Genomic DNA, 24,680 nt, shown 5'->3' with positions numbered 1-24,680 from the left:
TAAACGGCCGCCGCGCCCGCTTTGACGCAGTTTGCGATTGTGCTGTCGCAGTGCAACTGCAACAAGGATCAATTCTGATGGAACGAGTCCCTTTGGGGGTATGGATGGGTCAAGGTTATAGGCAGGATCGCTCCGGCGGCGAAGGCCCCCGGATACTGATCTACAGCCACGACACGTTCGGGCTCGGGCATCTTCGGCGGTGTCGCGCGATCGCCAACCGGTTGGCCGGATCGCTTGCCGACGCTTCCATTGTCATCATTTCCGGCTCGCCCATCGTCGGCCGTTTCGATTTCGAGGACGGCGTCGACTATGTGCGCGTGCCGGGCGTCGTCAAACAGGCCAATGGCGGCTACACGACCTCGAACATGCGCATCTCGCTTGACGAGACGGTGCAGATGCGCCGCTCGATCATCATGGCGACGGCGCGCAGCCTGAACCCCGACATCCTGATCGTTGACAAGGAGCCGACCGGCTTTCGCGACGAACTGCTCCCGACACTGGAGCACCTCAAATCGACCGGCGCGCGGATCGTTCTGGGCCTGCGCGACGTGCTGGACGAAGCCTCGGTGATCGTCCCCGAATGGGAAAGGAAGGGCGCGACGGACGCGCTCGCTTCGTTCTATGATGAGGTTTGGGTTTACGGCCTTTCAGAAATCCACGAGCCTCTGGCACCCTTTACCCTGCCGGATAGTCTCGCCAATGCGATAACCTATACCGGCTATCTGCGCCGCGAACTGCCGCAGGAATCGGTGACGGCGTCCTATCCGGCCATCACCAAACGTCCCCATCTGCTTGTCACGACCGGCGGCGGCGGCGATGGCGAGGAACTGATCGACTGGGTGCTGTCCGCCTACGAGATCGACCGGAACCTGCCGCTGGCTGCGCTTCTGGTCTTCGGTCCATTCATTCCGCCCGAAAGGCGCGCCGCATTCATGGAGCGCATCGCCGCTCTGCCGGATGTCGAGGCGATCACCTTCGATGCGCGCCTCGAACATCTGATCGAGAAATCCGAAGGCGTCGTCGCCATGGGGGGCTACAACACCTTTTGCGAAATCCTGTCCTTCGACAAGCGCTCCGTCATCGTTCCGCGCCGGACGCCGCGGATGGAGCAGACCATCCGGGCCGAGCGCGCCGCCGAACTCGGGCTGATTTCGACGCTCAGCGGTGCAAGCCTCGAAACCGGCGCGGCGCGCGATCCACGCGAAATGGCGGCGGCCATCCGCGCCCTGCCGGGCCGTCCCAAACCTTCAGAAAACGCATTGCCAAGGCTACTTGATGGACTCGACACGATCGACCGGGCAGTTCGGGACTGCCTCGCCGGCCCCTCTTCGCAGCGAATGCGAAAAATCGGCCAGTGACCCGGCAGGGCCACGCATCGCGATCGTCCTGAAAGGCTATCCGCGCCTTTCCGAAACCTTCATCGCACAGGAGATACGCGGCCTCGAACTGGCGGGGCTGAATGTCGAACTCTGGTCTTTGCGACAGCCGACCGACAGCGCCCGGCACCCTATTCATCGGGAGATCGTAGCTGAGGTTCGCTATCTTCCAGAATATCTCTATCAGGAACCGCTTCGCGTCCTGCGCGGCATCTGGTCCCTGCGTCGTCACATGGGGCTTTCGCATTTCCTGCGGGTAGCTCTCGCCGACATAAGGCGTGATCCGACGCCCAATCGCATGCGCAGACTGGGACAGGCAGCCGTTCTGGCGCGCGAATTGCCCGACCGCATCACGCGGCTTCACGCACATTTCCTTCACACGCCAGCCTCCGTCGCGCGTTACGCGGCGCAGTTGAAAGAGATCGATTTCAGCTTTTCCGCGCACGCTAAGGATATCTGGACGACGCCCGAATGGGAAAAGCGCGAGAAGATCGCTGACAGTCAGTGGGGCGTGACATGCACACGGCAGGGTCATGCGGAACTGGCGCGTCTGTCGCCGCCTGACGACGCAGGCCGCGTGCGCCTCGTTTATCACGGGTTGAACCTTGCCCGCTTTCCCGCCCCGCCGCAGCGCACCTCGCAAGCCGACGGCACGAATGACGAGGTCGTCCTCGTCAGCGTCGGACGCCTCGTCGCCAAGAAAGGCTATGCCGATCTCATCGACGCGCTCGCCATGCTGCCCAAAGAACTCCAATGGCGGCTCGTTCATATCGGCGGCGGAGAGCTTGCCGGCCCGTTGGCGCAGCAGGCCGAACGGCTGGGGATCGCCGACAGGATCGACTGGCGCGGCGCGCGTCCGCAAGGCGAGGTCGTTGAAGCGCTCCGTGAGGCGGATCTCTTCGTGCTCGCCTGCCGCGAGGGCGACGGCGGGGACCGTGACGGCCTGCCGAATGTGCTGATGGAAGCCGCCGCGCAGGCGCTGCCCATTTTGTCGACCGACTATGCGGGCGTGCCCGAATTCGTGACCGATGGTGTCGAGGGCCTGCTCGTTCCACCAGCGCAGCCACGTGCGCTTGCCGATGCGCTTCAACGCCTCATAACGCAGCCGACGCTGCGTCAACGCCTCGGCGCGGCCGCTTTTGCGCGGGTGCAAACGGACTTTTCCGCAGATGCCGGGATCAAGACCCTTTTGCAGTTGATGTCGGATCGAATTGGGGCGCCCAAAGGTCCGTAGCGGCGCGAAACCGCACCGCCGAGTGCCCTGCCAGAAGGCCCAGCAAACGCTCCAGAAAGCGCCACGTCGCGCCGTCATGAATAAGGTGATGGGTCAGGATGCCGATCGGCTCTTGCTCGGTCAAAAGCACATGCGCCTTGTCCAGAAGAGCGGCCACATCTCCAAGCCGTTTGCCCTGACGCCAGGCCACGGGATCGAGATGCGTATTGCAGATCGCAAGGCCGTCATGACGCAGTGCGGCGCGTTTGCCAAACGTCGAAAGCCCCGTAAAACCGATTGCTTGAAGCCCGCCCACGATATCGGCGTCGATGCGGTTCCACGGCGGCACGAGAACGGGCAGGCCGAGCGGCCCGAACGTCGCAAGATGGGTTTCGAGACCTTTTTGCAGATTTTGCAGCATCACGGCCAGGTCGACGAAACCCAGCTCCTGCTTCTTCGCTCCGGTCGGCGCGTTGTTGAGATGGGAAACGCCATGGACGAGCGCGTATACGTCCTTCTCATCTTGCAGAAGGGCAGGCAGGCTCGGCTCCACGAGACCGGGGCTTGCTGCAAGCGCCAGCGGCACACCCAAATCCCGGCGAAGCTGCAACAGACGATGCAGGGCCAGCGTATCCGATGCGGCGTCGTCATCGCGCCACCAGACATCGACGGTTCGTCCATCATGAGCAAGTTCATCGAGACGCCTGGAAAAAGCGGCGAACGCAGCGTCGATCCGGTCGCGTGCGGCGCAGGCATCGGCAACGATGGTGACGGTGCGAGAAGCGCCTTGCGCTGACTTTCGCGCAACGGGCCGGGGCGTTTCAAGAACGCTGCGGGCCATGTCGCAAAGCGCCTCGGATGTCAGCTCATCTGCTGGCAGAACCGATGCCCGGCCGCTGGCCGCCAGCCCTTCTGCGCGAAGGCTTTGCTCCTGCTCGCCACCTTCGGCGAACGGCACGAGAATGGCGCGCGTGCCCGCACCAGCCAGATCGGCGGCCGTGTTGTAGCCCGCCTGGCTGATCGAAAGATCGGCTCGAACAAGAAGGGCCGGGAAATCGGCGCGCGCGCGCTCGACCTTTGCATTCGGCGGCGCATTGCGGACGAGTTGCTCCATCTCCGCTTCGGCAACGCCCTCGCCCACAAGGATATGCCATTGCCGTTCCTGCATCTGCGACGCCGCCGCGACCGCAACGCGGAAAAGCGGCAATCCCGCCATGCCGCCACCAGCGGAGACGAGAATGCCGCCGCCTTCCTGCCCGGCGGAAAGCGCTTCGCGTTGCCGCGTGACATACCCCGTATAATGCAGGAAAGCGTCCAGCCGCTCGCTTACCGGCCACGACAGCGCGAGCGGTGCGTCCCCTTCATCGCCATGAACCAGCACGCCGTCATAGTGCTCGATGATCGTCTCTTCGGCGCGCTGAGCCTTTGCGGCACTGGAAGGTGGATTGAGGATATCGCGAATGGAGGCGAACACAAGCGGCCGCTTACCGGCCTTTTCAGACCATTCGATCAGGGCGTCGAACTCTTCTCGCAACGCCTTGCGTCCGAACGGGTATGTCTCGGTCAAGATGGCGTCGGGCTGGAAGTCGTCGGCCGCGCCTACCAGCAGCCTCGCCCGCTCGGAGAAAATCTGCGTAGACGCCACATGCCCCGTCTCATTGCGCAGATTCACGAAATCCGTGCCGACCGCATGAACGGGCGGAAGTTGCACCATTTCAACGTCTTCAGTCGGTCGATGAAGCGCCGAAGGCCGTCCACCGGTGACGAGAAGCGTCTGGTGGCCTGCCTCGGTGAAGGCGTCGGCCAACGCCACCGCACGAGCCAGATGCCCGACGCCCAGAAGATGCGTCACGACGATCATCACACGCATGGGTGGTCGCCCGTCAGTGCGCGTTCGAGGCCCGGAAGCAACCGCCTGATCAAATCGGCCGCCGTTTCGAGCGCGTGATCGCGGCGCGCGAGCATGGCTGCGCCCTTGCCCAGCATTACGAGTTGCTCAGGCGCGGAAAGAAGCTCACCCAGCGCTCGTGCATAGGAAGGCGCATCCGCTGAAGCGCTGATCACGCCGCCTTGCCCGTGCGACACCACTTCCGCAACACCGCCGGACGGGGTTGCGAGTGCCGGGCCGCCGCTGGCGGCCGCTTCGAGATAGACCATGCCGAATGCCTCGTTGATGCCCGGCCATACCAGAAGGTCGGCCGCACGAAATCGTTTTGCGAGTTCCGTTTGCTCGATCTGTCCAAGGAAAGCCACCTTCTCGCCGAACGGTCGGAACAGGGCCTCCACGGCGGCGCGTTCAGGCCCATCTCCGACGATCTCGAGTTGCCACCCGGACGGCGCGTCGGCCAGCGCTTCGGCCAGCAAGCGGTATGACGCCATCTTGTCTCCCGCACGCATCATGGCTGCCACGATGAGCCGCACCGGGCGAGAAGGCGCCCACTCACGCCGCGCCGGCCAGTCCTGCACATCGATGAACGGACGGCAACGGACGATCCCCTTCGCGCCAAGCGCTTCGAGCCCGACAACATCTCTCCCGTTCACGACGAAATGCATGTCGGCCGCCCGGGTGGCGATATCAGCCCGTTCCGAAAACAGCGCGTAAGGCCCGGCGGCGCGGCGCGGCGCGCTGGATGCTTCCGCGATGATGTACGGAATGCCAAGACGCCCGGCGACGAGCGGACCGACGAGATCGGGAGCCTTGTAATAGTTGTGATAGGTGAACCAGGCGGCAGGGCGCGGACCGGCCAGCAGCGACTTGGCGACACGCTCCGCTTCCAGTTCCGCCGCCGTCATGAGATCGCGTTGCCGGACCGGATCGCCCCTGCCGTCGCGACTGGAAAAGGTGCTGGCCACCACGGGCTTTGCGCCGGCCGCTTCCAGCGCGCGCAGCCACAGGCGCGCCATGGTCCGATCACCCGACGGCATCGGATGGTCCGGAAGCTTCATCGGTGCATGAAATGCGACCGGACTGTTTCGTAAAGCGGACGAATGCATGCTCGCACTTTGGCCGGGAAATGACTACTCTCGTAAAGCCGGGCTGGCAGGCTTGGCAAGGCAGATCAATCAGACGATCCATTCATGGCGCCATCACTCTACCAATATCTATGGTCGCATACCCGTCGCCAGCAGCTTTGGATGCTGGTGATCGTTCTAGTATCCGTCATCCCGCTCTATTTGTCGCTGAACCTGCCCAAGCTCATCATCAACGGGCCGATACAAGGCATGGGTTTCGAAAACGGTGCCGAAAGCACCGACACCTATTTTCGGTGGTCCTTGCCCGATTATCTGCCCTTCGTCGGCGGCGTGAACCTGCATCCCGGCTTTGAACTCGACCGCATCCAGTCGCTCTATGTCCTTTCGGGGTTGTTTTTGGGCCTCGTCATCGTCAACGGCGCGTTCAAATACTACCTGAACATCTACAAGGGCCGCCTTGGCGAGCGGATGTTGCGGCGGCTGCGCTACGAACTGGTCGACCGGGTGCTGCGCTTTCCAGTGCGGCGTCTGCGCCGCGTGCGCCCGGCCGAAATCGCCAGCATGGTCAAGGACGAGTTGGAGCCCATCGGCGGCTTCATCGGCGATGCCGTCATCCAGCCGATATACCTCACCAGCCAGATCCTCACCGCGATGGTTTTCATCTTCGTGCAAAGCACGACTTTGGGCTTTGTCGCGCTCGGGGTCATGCTGCTGCAGATGATCGTGATCCCGCGCATGCGGCGACGGCTGCTGATACTGGGGCGGCAGCGCCAACTGGCCGCGCGCATGCTGGCGGGAAGCGTCGGCGAGATCGTCGAAGGCATGCCCGCCATCCGCACCAACGACGTTTCGAACTATGTCCGCGCACGCATTTCGGACGAGTTGGGCCGCATCTTCCTGATCCGGTTCGACATTTATCAGTGGAAGTTCTTCGTCAAATTTCTCAACAACTTCCTGTCGCAGGCGACGCCCTTCATCTTCTATCTGTTCGGCGGATATTTCGCGATCACCGGGCGCATGGATATCGGTGCGCTGGTCGCCGTCATTTCGGCCTATCGCGAACTGCCCGCGCCGCTGAAAGACCTCATCGACTGGGACCTGACCCGTCTCGACGTCAACGTGAAATACGAACAGGTGATCGAGCAGTTCTATATCGACGGGCTCGTTAACCCGCGCGCACAGGCTGTCGCCAACGGGTCCGTGCCGCATCTCGTCGGTCCCTTGCGGCTGGAAGGTGTGACGATCCGTGACGAGACTGGGGTGGCCCTGACGAATGGCGTCGATCTCGAACTTCCGCTGAAGCAGCAGGTCGCCGCGACCGGGCCAGTCGGTGACGGCGCGGAAAGCGTTGCGGAGGCGCTGGCGCTGTTGTCCCAGCCGGCGGAAGGCTCCGTTACGGATAATGGGCGGACGTTGTCCGACCTGCCGGAAAGCATCACCGGCAGGCGCATCGCGTTCGTCGACACGGCGACCTATTTCCCGCAATCGACCCTGCGAATGGCGTTGTTTTATCCGTTGATGCACAGCCTGCAGGACGAACTGCAAGAGCCGACCACGCGGCGCGAACGGTTGGCGCGCATGGAATCCATCGCGTCCGGCAACAGTGTCGAGACGGCGCTGGGCGACTGGGTCGATCACGGAGCCATCGGCACGAGCGAAAAGGAAAGGCTCGACGCCATCAGGGCGGTGTTGTCGATCACGCAACTCGACCGGGACGTCAACCGCATCGGTCTCGGATCGCTCGTGCCCGATGCCCTCGCCGAACCGATGAAAGAGCGCATATTGGCCGCGCGCGCCGATTTCCGCAAAAGGATGGAAGAGCGCGATCTCGTGAACGCCATCCAGCGCTTCGAGCCGGACAGCTACCTGACTGACGCGACAATCATCGAGAATATCGTCTTCGGCGCGATGCGCGACGAGGGTTCGATGGCTTTGCAACTTCTGGCGCTTGAGGAGTTGCAGAACATCATCCTGGCTTCCGGGCTGGAGAAGCCGTTGGCTGAAATGGGCCGGAAAATGGCCGAAACGCTGGTCGAAATTTTCGGCGGCATGGAAGACGGCAATCCGCTCATGCGCCGCATGTCCATTGGCTCGGCAGAGGAAATAGAGGCGTTTCGCGCCGTCCTCAGTCGCATCGAAGGCCGCGATGTCATGTCGGCGGACATCGCCGACAGGCGTACCCTGATCGTACTGGCAATGTCCTATTCCGAACCGCGCTACAGGCTGGGTTTGCTGACACCCGACCTGAAGGAGCAGATCATCAGGACCCGCTACAATGTGTATGAGGATGCCTCGCCGGCGCTGCGCGAACGGGTCGACCCATATGAGCCCGACAGTTTCAACCCGTCCGCCACGATCCGGGACAATATCGTCTTCGGCAGAGTATCGGAGGTGACCGCCGCGACGGCGGAGGCTCTGGATACCGAAATCGCAGCGGTCATCGCCGCCAACGACCTGACCGACACGGTGCTTGAGGCGGCGCTCGATTTCGATATCGGATCGGGAGCCAAGCGCCTGACGGTCAGCCAGCAGCAGCGTCTGGCGCTGGCGCGCGCCATATTGAAGGCGCCCGACTATCTCGTGGCCAATCGCTGCCTGTCCTCGCTCGACGGCGGACTGCAGCAGAAAGTCCTCGATGCAACGCTGGAGCGCGGGCGCGATGCGGAACGTCCTTTCGGCACGTTCTGGGTCGTGAGCAATCCCGCGCATGCGGACGCCTTCCAGCGGTCGATCGATTTTCAGAACGGACGCATAACGAGCGACGAAATGCTTGCGGGCGAAGAGAACTTTCGCCAATCTTCAACCGAAGCGGCGCACTCGAAAGCGTCCTGATCTTTGGAGCGAACATCATGAGTTTGCTGACCGATGAAGTCGATGTTCTCCGGCGAAGCCCGCTTTTCAAGGGCGTGGAGACACCGCAACTCAAACTGATCGCCTATACAGGCGAAACGATCCGGTTCGACGCAGGCGAAATATTGTTCCGGCAGGGAGACCCCGGCGACAGCGCCTTCGTCATCTTGTCGGGCGAAGTCGCTGTGCTGGCCGATTCACCCATTGGGCCGATCGAACTCGCGCGGCTCGGACAGCACGAGATCGTCGGTGAGATCGGCATTCTTTGCGACGTGCCGCGCACCGCGACCGTAAAGGCGCTGACGCCCTTGCGCACATTGTGCATCGCCAAGGAATGTCTCGGCGAAATGCTGGATTCGTCGCCGCGCATGGCCCTTGCCATGCTGCGCGAACTGGCGCAGCGCCTGAGCCGCACCTCGGCGGAACTTGTCATGCTGCGCGGCGAGACCGACTCTGAACATGACTCCTGAAGCATCCGGCTCCACCGGCATCAGGCTGACGATCTACGGCACGCGCGGATCGATCCCATCGGCACCGGACGATCCGAGCGAGTTCGGCGCGCGAAGCTGCTGCGTGCTGATGGAAGCGGCCGGCCAGGCGCTCGTCTTCGATGCCGGCTCGGGCATCGTGGAATGCGGGCGGATGCTTCATGCGGCAAGGCGAGCCGAAATCGACCTTTTCTTCGGGCATGTCCATTACGATCACATCATGGGCCTGCCCTATTTCTTCCCTCTGCTCGATCCCGACGCGACCGTGCGCATTCATCTCGGTCACATGCTGGATGGTGCCGATTGCGAAACGGTGATCCGCGATTTCATGCGCCCTCCATTCCATCCTGTCGGCGTGGAAGCGGCAAAGGCGAAGGTGGAATTTCGCACGTTCCGGCCGCAGGACGTGCTTAGGCCCGCCGCAGATATCCGAATTTTGACGCACCGCCTCAATCATCCAAACGGTGCCGTTGCCTATCGTGTGGAAAGTGGCGGCCGAGCCGTTGTATACGCGACCGACCACGAGCATACCCCCGGCACCGTCGACACCGCGTTGACGGAATTCGTACGCGGGGCCGACGTCTTGATCTACGACACGAATTTTTCCGACGCCGAGATGGAGCGGTTCAAGGGTTATGGGCACTCCTCTCATGAAGAGGGCGTGCGTCTTTCCTTACGCGCAGACGTCAAGCGCCTGTTGCTTTTCCATCATTCGTTCAAGAACTCGGATGCGACGCTGCGCGAGATCGAACTGTCCTGCCAGCGCGACTTTCCGGCGACGACGGCGGCACGCATAGGTCAGGTGATCGACCTGCCAGCCCTCGGAACCGGACATTCGAATGCCGATTGAAGCCTCCAGAATCCACGAAATCGGCAATTGGCTCGTCGGCGCGGCTCTAGGCGATACCAGACTGAAAACCATCGTCCCCGAGCTTGCCGCGCGGCTGATATCGATCGGGGTTCCCGTTCATCGCTGTCGGCTGACCTGGCCAACCCTGCATCCGCTGTTCGAGGCCGAAACGCTGCTCTGGACATCGCAGAACGGTGTGACGAGCCATCGCTTCGACCGTGAAGCAGACGACACCGAATGGCGGCGCAGCAACGTCAAATGGATGGTCGACAATGGCTCCACACTTTTGCGCGCGCGGCTGGGACCGGCGGACGGAACGCCCGATCCGACCTTCATGCTCTACGACGAATTGCGCAAAGACGGCTACGTCGATTTCGTAGCGCTTTTGACCCAGCTCTTTGCCGACGAGTCGTTGCTGCGGCAGGAAGATACCGATCGCGATTTCGGCCTTTACGTGGCATGGGCCAGCAAATCGCCCGAGGGGTTTTGCGAAGACTCCATGGCCGCCCTGAAAGCGCTTCAGCCCTTCCTCGCGCTCGTCTGCAAGTCGCTTGCCTTGCCGCGGCTGATCTTCAGCGTGGCCAACACCTATCTCGGCCCGACGGTCGCGCGGGAGGTTCTCGGCGGCCGCATCACGCTTGGCAGCGGCAGTCAGGTCCGCGCACTGATCTGGTATTCGGACCTGCGCAACTCCACCGCGCTGGCCGAAAGCATGGACAGCGAATCCTATCTGGCGCTGCTGAACGACTTTTTCGATTGCACAGGTCGCACGGTGGCCGAAGCGGGCGGCGAAATCCTTGCCTTTGTCGGCGATGCCGTCCTTGCGGTTTTTCCGATAGCCGAGGGGGCCTACAGCCAGCGACAGGCTTCGGTCCTGGGCACCCGCGCGGCCGACAACGCGATGCGCGCCGCCAGAGGCGTCAACAAACGCCGCACGGAACGCGACGACCCCGAGGTGAAATTTGGCATAGCCATGTGCGTCGGTGAGGTGCGTCTCGGCAATATCGGCATCAGGCAGCGGCTGTCGTTTTCGGTCATCGGCCCGAGCGTCAACGAGGTCGAGCGGATGGAAAAGATGACCAAGACCATGCGCGTGGATGTGCTGGCGACCGAGGATATCGCCGCATACATGCCGAAGCGATGGCAAGGGATGGGCCATGTGCCGCTTCGCGGCTTCAAGGATACCGTCGAGGTGTTCTCGCTCGTGCGGCCGCGCAAGGGCCATGACTGAGCACCGACGTCGATCCGCTGGATCGAAGACCGGAGTTTCATCTTGAGCGCGAATGCCGCGAAGCATTTTCTGGTCCTGCGCCATGCGCCGACCGCCTGGAACGCGGCAGGGCGCATTCAGGGTCGCGCCGATATCGCCCTGACGGACGAAGGCCGGCGCATGGCGGCCGGATGGCGCATGCCTGCCGCCTTTGTCGGCGCGCCTTGCCTCAGCAGCCCCTTGTCGCGCTGCCTTGATACGGCACGGGCAATGCAGCTCGATCCCGTTCCAGACGAACGGCTGATCGAGATGGATTGGGGTAGCCTCGAAGGGATGACCCTTGCCGAGATGCGCGCAGCCGGCGGCGAAGGTTTCGCTGCTGCTGAAAAGAAGGGGCTGGATTTCCAGCCAGACGACGGCGAAAGCCCGCGAATGGTTCGGGATCGCGCCATGGCCGCTTTGATGGAGGCGCCCGCGCGCGCCGTCATCGTCACGCATAAGGGCGTCATGCGCGCATTGCTGTCCGCCGCGACGGGGTGGGACATGACCGTGCCCCCGCCTGTCCGCTTACCGTCACATGGGGTTGCTATTCACCTGCGCCTTGAAGGCGGCACGCTGCATCTGCTGGACTGCAACCTCGACCTTGGGGCATGAATATTTTTATGGATGGAGCAGCAGATCCCACAGACGCCGACCAGATGAACGACCTCTTGCGCATTGAAAACCTGATGGTGGACTTTCGCACGCCGGCAGGGCGTATCAGGGCGGTCGGCGGCATATCCTTCCGGGTGCCGCGCGGACGTACCGTGGCGCTGGTGGGGGAATCAGGCTCCGGAAAATCGGTGACGGCGCATGCGATCATGGGGCTTCTACCTCGCATCGCCCGCATGATCGACGGCTCCATCATTTTCGACGACGGCCAGTCTGCGCCCCTCGACCTGGCAACTCTGCCGCCCCGCTCCAAGCAATTCGCAGCACTTCGCGGCGCGCGCATATCGATGATCTTTCAGGAACCATCGACCTCGTTCTCCGCGTTTCACACGATCGGTGCGCAGATCACCGAAGCTTTGATGCTGCACGAAAGCGTCGGCGCGAAGGAGGCGCGCGCCCGCGCAATCGCCGCGCTGGAGGCCGTCGGCTTCAAGAAGCCCGACAAGCAGATCGACGCATATCCGTTCGAGCTTTCCGGCGGTCTCAACCAGCGCGCCATGATCGCGATGGCCACCATCACCCGCCCTGCCCTGCTCATCGCCGACGAACCGACCACAGCGCTGGACGTAACCGTGCAGGCCGAAATCCTGCGCCTGCTGCGCGACCTCCAGCAACAGCACGGCACAGCCATATTGCTGATCGCACACGATCTGGGCGTCGTCGCCAACCTTGCCGACGAAATGGTGGTAATGCATCACGGCCGGGTGATGGAAAGCGGCACGGCGGCGGAGCTTTTCGCCGAACCGCGCCATCCCTATCTGAAAGCCCTCATCGGCGCTGTGCCGAAGCTGCATATGCCGCGGTCGCAGCGGCTGAAACCGCTTCGCGAAATCAAGGTTTCCATCAAGGATCGGGATGCACCGAAAGAGATGGACGGTGAAATCCTGCTGCGCGCATCGGGATTGATGAAACGCTTCACGTCGCGCAAATCCGGCCTGTGGTCGCGCAAGGACGGCGCGGATGCCACACTCGCGGTCAACAACGTTTCCTTCGAAATCCGGCGCGGCGAGTGTTTCGGCCTCGTCGGCGAAAGCGGCAGCGGCAAGACGACCGTTACCCGCATCCTCGCGCGCGGGATAGATCCCGATGCGGGAACGGTTCTCATGGCGGACGCAAAAGGCGGCGAGACGGACGTTCTCGCCCTTTCCGGCGAAGACCTGCGGCAATGGCGACGGCGCATCCAGTTCGTCTTCCAGAACCCCTATTCGGCACTCAATCCGCGCATGACCGTCGGCTCCATCGTGACCGAACCTCTCACCGTCCATGGCGTCGGAACGCCGGCCAGCCGACGTGCCAAGGCCGTCGAGCTGATGCATCTCGTCGGCCTCGACGAGAGCCATCTTACCCGTTACCCGCACAGCTTTTCAGGCGGCCAGCGCCAACGCATCGGCATTGCCCGCGCTCTTGCGCTCGACCCCGAGCTTCTTGTGCTGGACGAGCCCGTCTCGGCGCTCGACGTATCGGTGCAGGCGCAGATTCTGAACCTTTTGCGCGACCTGAAGGACAAGCTCGGCCTGACCTGCCTGTTTATCTCGCACAATCTTGCCGTAGTGGATTATCTTGCCGATCGCATCGCGGTCATGTCGGGCGGCAGGCTGGTCGAAACCGCGCCGAGGGACAGCCTGTTCAAGGACCCTCGTCATCCCTATACGCGCTCGCTCATCATGGCGGTGCCCGAGCCCGATCCTGACAACAAGCTCGATCTCGACCGCATCGGTCTCACCCACTCGGGTTCGTCCCAGTGGGGACCGAATTTCCTGCCTTCGCCGGACGGAGCCGAGCCCGGCATGGTGGAAGCAGGCCCCGGTCATACGGTGCGCGCCCATGAAGTGCCGCCGCCGCAGAGCCTTGGTGGACGCAGCCTCGCAGAACATCAAGAGATCGAAAAGGCGCTGGTCACCGACCCGAAGGGCGAACCGACCGTCCATCTTGATTTCAGTTCGGGAACGCTGGATGGCTGGAGCACGCGCCGTCTCACTGCGCCCTATTCGGCGAAGGTCGACGACAACCGCGCGCGTGTTGGACGCTTCTCGTGCCGCTTCGAGCTTCGGCCCGGCGACAATGTCAGCCAGGGCACGCGTGCCGAACTGCGCGACTGGTGGAATGCGGAGCCGGAAAGCGAATGCTGGTACGGCTTTTCAACCTTCCTGCCCGAAGATTTCGCTCCGCCCCCGGATACGGGCATCGTGCTTGCCCAATGGCACGATCAGGCGCGGCTCGGCCAACCGTCGGGTAAGCCACCGCTTGCCTTACGCTATCTCGATGGGCGGGTTCGCTTTACGGGCGCAGCCGGGCCGGTGGCGTCGCCATCGCCCGAAACCATCCATCTTTTCGCCGAACGCCCGGCAACGCCCGGGGCATGGATGGATATTGTCGTGCGCGCATTCTGGTCGCGCGATGCGAACAGCGAAATCGACGCCTATGTGAATGGAGATTTGATGTTCAGCCATCGTGGCCCGCTCGGCTACCGAAATCAGGACAAAGGCCCGTATTTCAAGCTGGGCCTTTATGCCAGCGGACCGTTTATCGAACCGCTCGTGGCGTGGCACGACAATTACAGTCGCGGCGGTGACTTCGCTGCGGTGAACCCGGCGACACTCCACACAACGGTCGAGGCGAACTAAAATGCGCCTTGCGACAAACGACGACACCGTCGCTCCGACCGATCCGTTTTCAGAGATTCAATTCGTGCCGCTGCCGCGCGGCGCAGTGTTCGGTGCGCGGCTTGTTGAACTGGCAAGACAGGCAAAGGACGCCGGCTGCGACTGGATGTTTCACGTCTCGCCCGACGAACAGCCGTCACACTCGGCGATCCCGCGTGCCGCCCTTGCGATGACACGCTACGACATCATTTTCGGAGCGCTTGAAACCGGTTCACCGCCTGCTTTGTGGCGTCCGTCGCGGCTGGCCTTCGACGAAGCCGACAGACTGCCGCACGCGTTGCTGCACTGGTGGGTCGGGCACACGCTTTTCGCGCGTACGGACGCTGTTTTGAAACTGGCGGAAACGGGCGCGCTCGATGCGGCCGACGATATGGAAAGCCTGTTCCAGCTTTGGCAGGACACGCAAAGCATCAAGCTTGCACAGGCTCTCAGCTTCAGCGCGAACGAGCCGCCCTTACTGAACGAGGCAGCGCGGCAGGACGTGCTGGCCCGCCTTTCGCACAGCCCCGCGCGCATGGCGGTGCCTTATGGCGAGCGCACCTATACCCTGCCCTATAGCGGCCGAAACGCAGGCATCGAACGCGACCAGACGCGCGGCATGTTTTTCGAACAGGACGAATTGGCCTATCTCGCTGCGCGCATTGGCCCCGGCCGGGTCATCGCCGATATCGGTGCCAATACGGGCAATCACACGGTTTTCTTTGCGGGACCAATGCAAGCGGCGCGTGTCATTCCTTTCGAACCACTATCGGATGCGGCGGCGCTGGCCGCTCTCGCCGTCGAGTGGAACCGGCTTGAAAATGTCGATTTGACCCGGATCGGTCATGGCGTGGGCGCGGGCCGTAGCCGCATGCGCGCCATTCGCGGCGATCGCGGCGGCCTCGGAGCCACGCGTCTCGTCGTGGACGCGAAGGGCGACATCTCCGTGCTTCCGCTGGACGAACTCTTGACCGAACCCGTCGACTTCTTGAAGATCGATGTCGAGACGATGGAAATGGACGTTCTGGCCGGTGCTGCAAAAACCATTGCAAGGCACCGCCCGTTGATTTTCATCGAAATCGCCGAAGCCTCGACGGAGGATTTCCGAAGATGGCTTGGCGCGAACGACTATGTTGTGGAGCGCGTTTTTTCCGACAAGGGGCACACCAACCTTCTGGTTGCTCCCGCAAGCGGCTGAGCGGAGACTGTCTCGCATGCGAATGGCTTGTCTGATCGGTGCCTTGTTGACGATGGCCTTGCCCGCCGCCGCGATGCCCTATCGCGAGCCGCCGGCACTGGCCGCAAAGGTTGCCGATGGCAGTCTGCCGCCCGTCGAGGAGCGCGTCCCAGCCGAGCCGCTCGTCCATGATCCGCGCTTACATGGTGGAGAGATCGGCGACTATGGCGGCACGTTGCGCCTTATCGAGGGACAGGCGCGCGACACGCGCCGCATGGTCGTCTACGGCTATGCTAGGCTGATCGGCTTTACTCCCGAAGGCGATCTGGTTCCCGATATCGCGAAGGCGGTCGATGTCGAGGACGGCCGCATCTTCACCTTCCACCTGCGGGAAGGACATCGCTGGTCGGACGGCAAGCCATTCACGTCTGACGACTTCCGCTATTACTGGGAAGACATCGCCAACAACGCGGAACTGGCGCCGCACGGACCGCCGCGCGAACTGCTCGTCAACGGCCAGCCGCCGAAGGTCAGCTTTCCCGACGCCTTGACCGTTCGCTACGAGTGGGCCGCGCCGAATCCCTATTTCCTGCCGGCGCTGGCAGGCGCGCAGCCGCTCTACATCTTTCGTCCGGCTCACTATCTGAGGCAGTTTCACCAACGCTACGCCGAACCGAACATCCTGGCGGGGTTGGTCAGACGAGAGGGCCAGCGCAACTGGGTCGCGCTCCACTTCAAGTTCGATCAGGCTTACAAGAACAGCAATCCCGACATGCCGTCGCTGGAGCCGTGGGTTCTGAAGACCCATCCGCCCTCCGACCGCTTCATGTTCTCACGAAATCCGTTTTTTCACCGCGTCGATCCGGCCGGGCATCAACTACCCTATATCGACGAAGTCGCCATGGCGATCGCCAGCTCCCGCCTGATACCTGCAAAGACAGGCGCGGGCGAAAGCGACCTTCAAGCCAACTATCTGGGTCTGGCCAATTTCGCCTTTCTCAATCGTGCTGCGGACAGCCAGAATTTCGACGTGCGCCGTTGGCAAAGCGGGCGCGGCTCGCGCATCGTTTTATTCCCGAACCTCTCGGCGCAGGATGACGTCTGGGCCGGTCTTTTCAGGCAGGCGGATTTTCGCCGGGCGCTGTCGCTTGCGATCAACCGCGACGACATCAACGAGGCCATCTACTACGGCCTCGGGCGTCCAGGCATCGATACGGTGCTGCCGGATTCTCCGCTTTACGACGCGGAAGTCGCGGCCATGTACGCGCAATACGACCCTGAGACGGCCAACCGGCTGCTGGACGGGCTTGGCTTGACGGAACGCGGCGCTGGCGGTGTGCGGCTTCTGCCTGATGGTCGTCCGATGGTCGTCGTCGTGGAAACTGCCGGCGAAGACACCGAGCAGATCGACGTTCTGGAACTGGTGGCGGAAGACCTTGCCCGCATCGGTATCACCATCATCCCGCGTCCGGGCGAACGCGATACGATGGAGCGGCGGGTATCGGCCGGACTGACGCTGATGTCAGTCTGGACGGGGTTGGAAAACGCGCTGCCCGGCCCGCATTCCGATCCGGCAGAACTCGCCCCTACCAATTCGCGCCAGCCCGAATGGCCCGCCTGGGGCGCTTATTTCGAAACCAAGGGCACGTCTGGCCATCCGCCCGACCTGCCGGTCGCGCAGGAATTGCTGGACCTCAACGAAGCGTGGGCGGAAACCGACGACGAGGCCCGCAAGGAGGAAATCTGGAGGGAGATGCTGCGCATCAATGCCGATCAGGCGCTGCGCATCGGCATCGTGTCCGATGTCGATCAGGTCGTCGTCGTGTCGAACCACCTGAAGAACGTTCCCGAACGCGGCGTCTTCAACTGGAATCCCGGAGCGTTCTTCGGCGTCTACAGGCCGGACAGTTTTTTCATGGTGCCGCCGGCCCGCTTCGCGGAGGCGCAGGACTAACGCATGCTGTCCTTCGTGCTGCACCGCATCGCTACGATGATAGGCACGCTCTTTGCCATCAGCGTGCTCGTCTTCGTCATCATCCAGCTTCCGCCCGGAGACTACCTGACCACCATGATCGCCGAGATGCAGGCGTCCGGCGAAGCGGTGGATCAGGATCGAATAGACTTCATGCGCGAGCAATACGGCCTCGACCAGCCTTTGCCCATTCAATATCTGTCCTGGTTTTCGGGGTTTCTTCGCGGCGATTTCGGCTATTCGTTCGAATACAACATGCCCGTCGCGGACGTGGTGGGCGACAGGCTGTTCCTGTCTCTCGTTCTGAATTTCGCGACGATCCTGTTCATCTATGTCGTGTCCTTCCCGATCGGAATCTACGTCGCGACGCGTCCTTACGGCATCGCGGACAATGGGCTGTCGTTTCTCGGCTATCTCGGACTTGCAACGCCCAACTTTCTGCTGGCGCTGATCCTGCTCTATCTTTCCAACCGCTATTTCGGCCTGTCGATCGGCGGCCTGATGGATCCGGATTATGTGGACGCCCCATGGAGCGTGGCCAAAGCAGGCTCGCTTTTGGCGCATCTAATCGTGCCCGTTATCGTCATCGGCACGGCTGGCACCGCCGGCATGATTCGCCGTCTGCGCGCCAATCTGATGGATGAACTCTATCGGCCCTATGTGGTGGCGGCGCGCGCCCGCGGTGTTCCGGAAGGACGCCTGCTCCGGCGCTATCCGCTGCGGGCTGTGCTGAACCCCTTCATCTCCGATATCGGCACGCTCCTGCCGCAGGTTGTTTCCGGCTCCGTCATCGTCTCGGCCGTCATGTCGCTGCCCACCACCGGCCCAATGCTGCTTTCTGCGCTGCGCAGCCAGGATATGTATCTGGCCGGCTCATTCCTGATGTTTTTGGCGGTGTTGACGGTCGTCGGCATGTTCCTGTCCGACATCCTCCTTGCCATGGTGGACCCACGCGTCAGGCTCGAAGGGGGACGTCGGCATTGACCGGAAAACTGCCGCACTACGTTTCCGACGAGCCTTTCGATCCGGACCAGACGCAGGCCGCCGGCACCGTCCAGTCGGAGCGCTATATGCGCGCCTCGCAAAGCCAACTCGTATGGTGGCGCTTTCGCCGCCACCGCGTTGCGTTTTTCAGCCTGATCTTCCTTTGCTTTTCGTACGGCTCGATCGTGATCGCCGAATTTCTGGCGCCCTATCCGCTGGCCGCGCGGCACACCGATTCGATTTTCATGCCGCCTCAGCCGGTCCACATGTTTCATGAGGGCAGGTTCGTCGGCCCCTTCACCTATCGTATGGTCGGCACGCTCGATATGGAGACGCTGGAGCGCAACTACGTTCCCGACCGGTCGCAACCGATGCCATTGCGCTTCTTTTGTCGGGGCGAGCCTTATTTGTTCTGGGGTCTTGTGCGCGCCGAGATCCGTCTCGTCTGCCCGCCCGACGGCGGAACCATGTTCCTTCTGGGCACGGACAGGCTTGGCCGCGATCTCGCGTCCCGCATCATCTACGGCGCGCGCATATCGCTGACCATCGGCCTCGTAGGGGTCGCGCTTTCCTTCGTGCTCGGCCTCTTCTTCGGCGGCATGGCGGGCTATTTCGGCGGACGGGTGGACTATTGGGTCCAGCGGACGACCGAAGTCCTGCGCTCCATCCCCGAACTGCCCCTGTGGCTGGCGCTGTCTGCCGCCCTGCCCGTGACGTGGAGCCCGCTGCTCGTCTATTTCGGCATCACGCTCATTCTCGCCTTGCTCGACTGGCCGTCGCTCGCCCGTGCTGTCCGCTCGAAGCTTTTGTCTCTTCGCGAGGAGGATTTCACCGCCGCTGCCGTGACGATCGGCGCGCGTCCTCGGCGCATCATCGCCCGCCATCTCATTCCCAATTTCATGAGCCATCTGATCGCCTCGGCGTCGCTTTCCATTCCCACGATGATCCTTGCGGAAACCGCCCTCAGCTTCCTCGGCCTCGGGCTGCGCCCGCCGATCACCAGTTGGGGCGTCCTCTTGACCGAGGCCCAGAACATCGAAGCGGTTGCGCTCTACCCGTGGCTGCTCTTTCCCATGGTGCCGGTGATCTTTACCGTGCTGGCTTTCTCGTTCCTCGGAGATGGCCTGCGCGACGCGCTCGATCCGCATACAAGCACCTGATGAGTGACACCGGCCGCACGCCGCCGCGAAAAGGACAAGCCGCCACATGACATCCAAGCTATTCTCACCCATCCGCATCGGATCGATGGATTTTGCAAACCGGATCGCGATTGCACCGATGTGCCAGTACAGCGCGGACGACGGCAAAGCCACGCAATGGCATCACGTCCACCTGGGATCGCTTGCGCTGTCCGGTGCGGGACTTCTTATGGTCGAAGCCACAGCCGTCGAGCCGCGCGGTCGCATCACGCCGCGCTGTCTCGGGCTTTATTCGGACGAAACAGAAGCCGCGTTAGAGGTGGCCGTGAAAACGGTCCGGGCTGTGAGCGACATCAAGCTCGGCATTCAAATCGCGCATGCGGGCCGCAAGGCGTCGAGCCAGGTGCCGTGGGACGGAGGAGGTCCGCTCTCGCCCGCCGAAGGTGCCTGGGAGACGATTGCCCCCTCGGCGCTTCCCTTGGCACCGCAATGGCATGTGCCTGCCATGGCGAGCGAGGACGACATGGCGCAGCTCACCGCTGCTTTCGAGGCGTCGGCAGTCCGGGCCGTGCGGCTCGGCTTCGATGTCATCGAACTGCATGCCGCGCATGGCTACCTGCTGCATGAATTTCTCTCGCCGGTTGCGAACCGGCGGACCGACCGCTATGGCGGATCGCTCGAAAACCGCATGCGGTTTCCCTTGCAGGTTTTCGAGGCCACGCGTCGTGCCTGCCCGTCAGGAACGGTGCTTGGTGTGCGGCTCACCGGCTCGGACTGGATTGATGGCGGCATCGATCCTGACGAGGCGGCCATCTTCGCAAATGCCCTCAAGGAGCGCGGGTGCGACTATGTGGACGTGACCAGCGGAGGCATCTCGCCGGATGCGAAAATAAAGATCGAGCCGAACTATCAGGTCGAATTTGCCCGGCATGTACGCCAGCGCAGCGGCATCGTGGTTCGGGCCGTTGGGCTGATAACCCAGCCCCATCAGGCCGAAGCGATCCTGCAGGACGAAAAAGCCGACGTGATCGCCCTGGCGCGCGCGATGCTTGCGGACCCCCGCTGGCCGTGGCGGGCGGCACACGAACTCGGCGACACGCTGGATTGGCCCGCTCAGTATCGGCGCGCTTCACCGAACAGCTGGATCGACATCGAGTAGGCCGCGCGAAGCGCCCTCCCCTTTCCGTTTTTATTCATGAAATGCGCCTGACGTGACGGCGCAATCGTCGCCGTGCGGATCACGCGCCGCGAACATGTGGCCTGCGTTTATCCGAACGAACCTCGCCTGAGCAGATAGCGGGTCAAGCGGCTCCAAAACCACGATCCCGCAGCCACATGCCGTCGTCGCAAAACCATGCGACCGACAGCTCATTTTGAGCGTCTGGTTGACACGCGCATAGAATTTGTACATTTGTACAAGGAACATGGTCGATTGGAGGTCAGTCGTGGGAGGAGATGTGCGTCAGGGCCTGATCGATGCTGCGGCGAGACTGTTTTCGCGCAACGGCTACAGCGCGGTCTCCATGCGCGAGATCGCCAAGGAGGCAGGCGCCAATGTCGGCAGCCTCACCTACCATTTCGGCTCCAAGGCCAATCTTCTTCGCGAGATTTACGAAAGCCGCACGGCACCGATGAATGCGCGTCGTCTCGAACTTCTGGGAGAGGCGCGGCGCATTCACGATCGCAGCGAGCGTTTGCGCGCGATCCTGCGTGCCTATGTCGTGCCGGCCTTCTCGTCATCGAGCGGCACAGATGGCGGCGGTGCGGAGTTTACGCGCATGCGCGCTATTTTGTCGGCTGAAGGCAACGAAGACGCGCGCTCGATCATCTCGCAAGCCTTCGACAAGACCAGCCGCACTTTCATCGAGGCGATTGGCGAATGCGTGCCGGGCGCACCGCTCGACGGACTGATCTGGCGCAGCCAGTTTCTGCTCGGCTCGCTTTACTACGCGCTCATCAATCCCGAGCGCGTCAGCCGCCTTTCGGACGGCAAGGTCGACGGCAACGATCACGAACGGGCGATCGAGGAAATCGTCGCATCCAGTCACGCCAGTTTCATGGCGCTCGGTACGCAGGCCAGCCGGGAACACGAGGCCGCCTGACAAAATCATCAGCTCATCACAGATAGCCATCCAGGGAGGACAGGCAATGAAACTTTTCAGATCAATCGCAGCGATGGGAATCGCATTTTCGCTGGCCACACCGACGCTTGCCGCCGAGCGCGTCTCGATCGGAACGGGCGGCACGGGTGGCCTGTTCTACGTCATTGGCGCGGGCATGGCCGACATCCTGAACCAGCACATGCCTGACACGACCGCGCGTGCCGAAGTGACCGGAGCGTCGGTCGAGAATATCCGCCGCGTCGCCGCCGGCCAGATGACCTTCGGCTTTTCCTCCTCCTCCACGCTTTTCGAGGCGACCGCCGCCGAAGGGCCGTTTCAGGAGGCGCTCGACGTCGCCGGGATGGCCTATCTTTATCCGGCCGTTCTGCAGATCGCGACGATCGACGGCACCGGCGTCCAGTCGATGGAAGACCTCGGCGGCAAGCGTATCAATGTCGGCCCGCCCGGTTCGAACTCGGCGATCCTCATGCAGCGCCTGATGGAAGCCTATGATGTATTCGATGCCGGAAACGTCCAGTTCCTGTCTTATACGGAAGGCGCGACCGCACTGATGAACGGCGTCATCGACGCGACCGTCGTGCTTGCAGGTGCGCCGACCGCGGCGTTGATCGACCTTGGCGCACAACGCAACATGCATCTTTTGTCCATCGACGCCGACAAGGTCGAGGCGCTGATCGAGGAATATCCCTTCTACCAGCTCTACGAGATCGAGCCGGGCACCTATACGGGCCAGGACGAGATGGTGCTCGCGATCAACGATCCGGCGACGATCTTCACCAGCACGTCGGCCAACGAAGAGACGATCTATCAGATCACGAAGGCGCTTTTCGACAATCTCGACACGCTGGGCGAAGTCCATCCCCAGGCGCGCGCCATTGCGGTTGAAACCGCCACGGACACGCCGGTCGCCCTGCATCCGGGCGCGCAGCGCTATTTCGACGAAGCCGCCCAGTGACGGCAACGGGGCGTCCCCATTCGGGCGCCCCTTCATCGCATACGTAACATCATTCAATTTCAAGCGAGGACGAGATCGTGCGAGCTCTGGACGAATTGCGTCTTCCCGGCGAAGCGACCGGTGAAGTCGAAGCGAAAACGGTCTCCGTCATTTTCGCGGTACTGGCAATCGGTGCAACCGCGCTCGTCATTCACGGAGCATTCTTCGGCAACATCACGGCTTTGCTGCTGCGCTCGCTCTTTCTGTCTCTAGTGGCAGGTGCGGGGCTGATGGCGGCTGCGCTGCGCATGCGCTCGCCCGTCATTCGCATTGTTCTTTACGTTCTCGCACTCGTTGCGCTCGTTCCCGGCCCCTACCTCTACCAGTCCTATCTCGACATCATCATGCGCGGCGCGCTCGCCACGCGCACCGATGAGATCATGTTCGTCGCGACCCTTGCGGTCGTGCTCGTTCTCGTGCGGCTGACGATCGGCTGGTCGTTGATCGTTCTTTCCGCAGTCGCCCTCGCCTATGCCTATTGGGGCTACCTGATACCCGGCAAATACGGTCATGGCGGATACGATCTGTCGCGCCTGTCGTCGACGCTCTTTCTATCGACCGAAGGATTCTATGGCGTCCCGATGGGCGTCGCGGTCGAGTACATCCTGTTGTTCGCACTCCTCGGCAACGTGCTGATGCGCATGGGGACCGGGCAGGTGTTCGTCGACATCGCGCGCGGCATGACGGGTCGCGTGCAAGGCGGGGCCGGACTTTCGGCAACGCTCGCAAGCGCCATGCTCGGCACGATCAACGGCAGCGCCGTCGCAAATGTCGTCACCTCCGGAACCTTCACCATTCCGCTGATGCGGCGCACCGGCTTCAAGGCGGTCACGGCGGGCGCGATCGAAGCGGCTGCGTCCTCAGCCGGCCAGATTCTGCCACCCATCATGGGCGCTGCCGCCTTTCTCATGGCCGAAATCGTCGGCGTTCCCTATTCGCAGATTGCGCTTGCGGCGATCATTCCCGGTCTTCTTTACGTGCTGGCGCTGATGGTCGCGGTGCGGCTTGAAGCCGGCCGTCTCAATCTCGAACGCGATATGTCAGGGGGGCTGCGTTTTCTGGCCGAAACCTTGAAGACGCGCGGATACCTGCTCCTTCCGCTGATCGGTTTGATCGGTCTTTTGATAATGGGCACGACGCCGACACGCGCCGCCGTCTACTGCCTTGTCATTGCGCTCGCCATCAGTCCCTTTTCGAAGAATACCCGACTTGGCCTTCTTTCGCTGATCGACGTGTGCCGCGCGACGCTTTTGTCGGTACTGCCCATCGTGGCTGCGGTCGCGGCAGCCGGCATCGTCATCGGCGTTCTCAATTTGACGGGCATGGGCCTGATGGTTTCCGGCCTCATCATAGAAGTCGGCGGCTCCAATATCTGGCTCGTCTTGATCCTGACGGCCATCGCGGCCTTCATTCTCGGGCTCGGCCTGCCAACGTCTGCCGCCTATCTTCTGCTGGCCGTCCTCGTCGCGCCTGCCCTTGTCAGGCTCGGCATCGACCCGATCGTGGCGCATATGTTCATCTTCTATTACGGCCTCGTCTCGGCCATCACGCCGCCGGTCGCGCTCGCAGCCTATGCCGCAGCCAGCATTTCGGGTGCGGACGCCAATGCAACCGCAGTGGAATCCATCCGCCTCGGCTTCGTGAAACTTCTTGTGCCGTTCCTGTTCGTCACCATGCCCGGACTGCTGTTCCGCGACGACATCGCCAACATCTGGCTGGCCGTTCCCCTGGCGACAATTGGGCTGACGGGACTCTCCGTCGCATTCGCCGGCTGGCTCGTGCGACCGATGACATGGGCCGATCGCGGGGCTTTCGCCATCGGCTCGCTGCTCGTTCTTTGGCCGACGCCGGTCGATGCATTCGATCCCGTCACATTGATCGCGCGCATCGCCGGACTTGCCATCCTCGCCGTGATGACGATGCGGCTGATGAGCAGCGACTACAAGCCCGATCCGGCTGCGGCCCGTTCATGAACAAC

At 62.5% G+C, this 24,680-nt stretch carries 18 protein-coding genes; 16 read left to right on the top strand and 2 right to left on the bottom strand.

The window, feature by feature from the left end; translation table 11 throughout:
* Positions 1 to 104: 104 nt before the first annotated feature.
* The gene (locus tag ACX82Z_RS02035) at positions 105 to 1,358 is read left to right on the top strand and encodes a glycosyltransferase family protein (protein ID WP_459586488.1); all 1,254 of its coding nucleotides are present in this window, start codon (positions 105 to 107) and stop codon (positions 1,356 to 1,358) included.
* On the top strand, positions 1,276 to 2,610 hold the full coding sequence (locus ACX82Z_RS02030; protein ID WP_459586487.1) for a glycosyltransferase family 4 protein: 1,335 nt from the start codon (positions 1,276 to 1,278) through the stop codon (positions 2,608 to 2,610). The genes ACX82Z_RS02035 and ACX82Z_RS02030 overlap by 83 nt, the downstream gene beginning before the upstream one ends.
* On the opposite strand, the gene ACX82Z_RS02025 is transcribed toward ACX82Z_RS02030, so the two are convergent.
* On the bottom strand, positions 2,555 to 4,459 hold the full coding sequence (locus tag ACX82Z_RS02025) for a glycosyltransferase (protein ID WP_459586486.1): 1,905 nt from the start codon (positions 4,457 to 4,459) through the stop codon (positions 2,555 to 2,557). The two genes, ACX82Z_RS02030 and ACX82Z_RS02025, sit on opposite strands and share 56 nt — an antisense overlap.
* The gene (locus tag ACX82Z_RS02020; RefSeq protein WP_459586485.1) at positions 4,450 to 5,514 is read right to left on the bottom strand and encodes a glycosyltransferase family 4 protein; all 1,065 of its coding nucleotides are present in this window, start codon (positions 5,512 to 5,514) and stop codon (positions 4,450 to 4,452) included. Before ACX82Z_RS02020 ends, ACX82Z_RS02025 begins: the two co-directional genes overlap by 10 nt.
* 153 nt (positions 5,515 to 5,667) lie before the next feature.
* On the opposite strand from ACX82Z_RS02020, the gene ACX82Z_RS02015 reads away from it, so the two are divergent.
* The 14 genes from ACX82Z_RS02015 (at position 5,668) to ACX82Z_RS01950 (ending at position 24,675) form a co-directional block, all read left to right on the top strand.
* Positions 5,668 to 8,394 carry an ABC transporter transmembrane domain-containing protein gene (locus tag ACX82Z_RS02015; protein WP_459586484.1) on the top strand — a complete coding sequence of 909 codons (2,727 nt, stop codon included), beginning with the start codon at positions 5,668 to 5,670 and terminating at the stop codon, positions 8,392 to 8,394.
* Between the two features lie 17 nt (positions 8,395 to 8,411).
* Positions 8,412 to 8,882, top strand: coding sequence for a cyclic nucleotide-binding domain-containing protein (locus tag ACX82Z_RS02010; protein WP_459586483.1), 471 nt, complete (start codon positions 8,412 to 8,414; stop codon positions 8,880 to 8,882).
* The gene (locus ACX82Z_RS02005; protein WP_459586482.1) at positions 8,872 to 9,750 is read left to right on the top strand and encodes an MBL fold metallo-hydrolase; all 879 of its coding nucleotides are present in this window, start codon (positions 8,872 to 8,874) and stop codon (positions 9,748 to 9,750) included. The genes ACX82Z_RS02010 and ACX82Z_RS02005 overlap by 11 nt, the downstream gene beginning before the upstream one ends.
* Complete coding sequence (locus ACX82Z_RS02000) at positions 9,740 to 10,981, top strand: adenylate/guanylate cyclase domain-containing protein (protein WP_459586481.1); 1,242 nt, start codon at positions 9,740 to 9,742, stop codon at positions 10,979 to 10,981. The genes ACX82Z_RS02005 and ACX82Z_RS02000 overlap by 11 nt, the downstream gene beginning before the upstream one ends.
* Before the next feature lie 42 nt (positions 10,982 to 11,023).
* Positions 11,024 to 11,614 carry a histidine phosphatase family protein gene (locus ACX82Z_RS01995; protein WP_459586480.1) on the top strand — a complete coding sequence of 197 codons (591 nt, stop codon included), beginning with the start codon at positions 11,024 to 11,026 and terminating at the stop codon, positions 11,612 to 11,614.
* Between the two features lie 8 nt (positions 11,615 to 11,622).
* Positions 11,623 to 14,295 (top strand): dipeptide ABC transporter ATP-binding protein, encoded by a 2,673-nt coding sequence (locus ACX82Z_RS01990; protein WP_459586479.1) that lies wholly within the window; start codon positions 11,623 to 11,625, stop codon positions 14,293 to 14,295.
* A 1-nt stretch (position 14,296) separates the two neighbouring features.
* Positions 14,297 to 15,511 (top strand): FkbM family methyltransferase, encoded by a 1,215-nt coding sequence (locus ACX82Z_RS01985; RefSeq protein ID WP_459586478.1) that lies wholly within the window; start codon positions 14,297 to 14,299, stop codon positions 15,509 to 15,511.
* Positions 15,512 to 15,527: 16 nt separating this feature from the next.
* On the top strand, positions 15,528 to 17,444 hold the full coding sequence (locus ACX82Z_RS01980; RefSeq protein WP_459586477.1) for an ABC transporter substrate-binding protein: 1,917 nt from the start codon (positions 15,528 to 15,530) through the stop codon (positions 17,442 to 17,444).
* A 3-nt stretch (positions 17,445 to 17,447) separates the two neighbouring features.
* Entirely contained in the window at positions 17,448 to 18,446 is a 999-nt protein-coding gene (locus ACX82Z_RS01975) for an ABC transporter permease (protein ID WP_459586476.1), read from the top strand.
* Entirely contained in the window at positions 18,443 to 19,606 is a 1,164-nt protein-coding gene (locus tag ACX82Z_RS01970) for an ABC transporter permease (protein ID WP_459586475.1), read from the top strand. Before ACX82Z_RS01975 ends, ACX82Z_RS01970 begins: the two co-directional genes overlap by 4 nt.
* 46 nt (positions 19,607 to 19,652) lie before the next feature.
* On the top strand, positions 19,653 to 20,744 hold the full coding sequence (locus ACX82Z_RS01965; RefSeq protein WP_459586474.1) for an NADH:flavin oxidoreductase/NADH oxidase: 1,092 nt from the start codon (positions 19,653 to 19,655) through the stop codon (positions 20,742 to 20,744).
* Positions 20,745 to 21,009: 265 nt separating this feature from the next.
* A complete protein-coding gene (locus ACX82Z_RS01960; RefSeq protein ID WP_459586473.1) occupies positions 21,010 to 21,687 on the top strand; it encodes a TetR/AcrR family transcriptional regulator in 678 nt (225 codons plus the stop codon).
* 46 nt (positions 21,688 to 21,733) lie between these two features.
* Complete coding sequence (locus ACX82Z_RS01955) at positions 21,734 to 22,663, top strand: TAXI family TRAP transporter solute-binding subunit (protein WP_459586472.1); 930 nt, start codon at positions 21,734 to 21,736, stop codon at positions 22,661 to 22,663.
* 77 nt (positions 22,664 to 22,740) lie between these two features.
* Positions 22,741 to 24,675, top strand: a complete 1,935-nt coding sequence (locus ACX82Z_RS01950; RefSeq protein ID WP_459586471.1) for a TRAP transporter permease — start codon at positions 22,741 to 22,743, stop codon at positions 24,673 to 24,675.
* Positions 24,676 to 24,680: the final 5 nt, after the last annotated feature.

It is taken from the genome of Aliihoeflea sp. PC F10.4 (assembly GCF_054612275.1).
The sequence above is the reverse complement of the archived record's forward strand: the minus strand, read 5'-3'. Positions and strand labels throughout refer to the sequence as shown.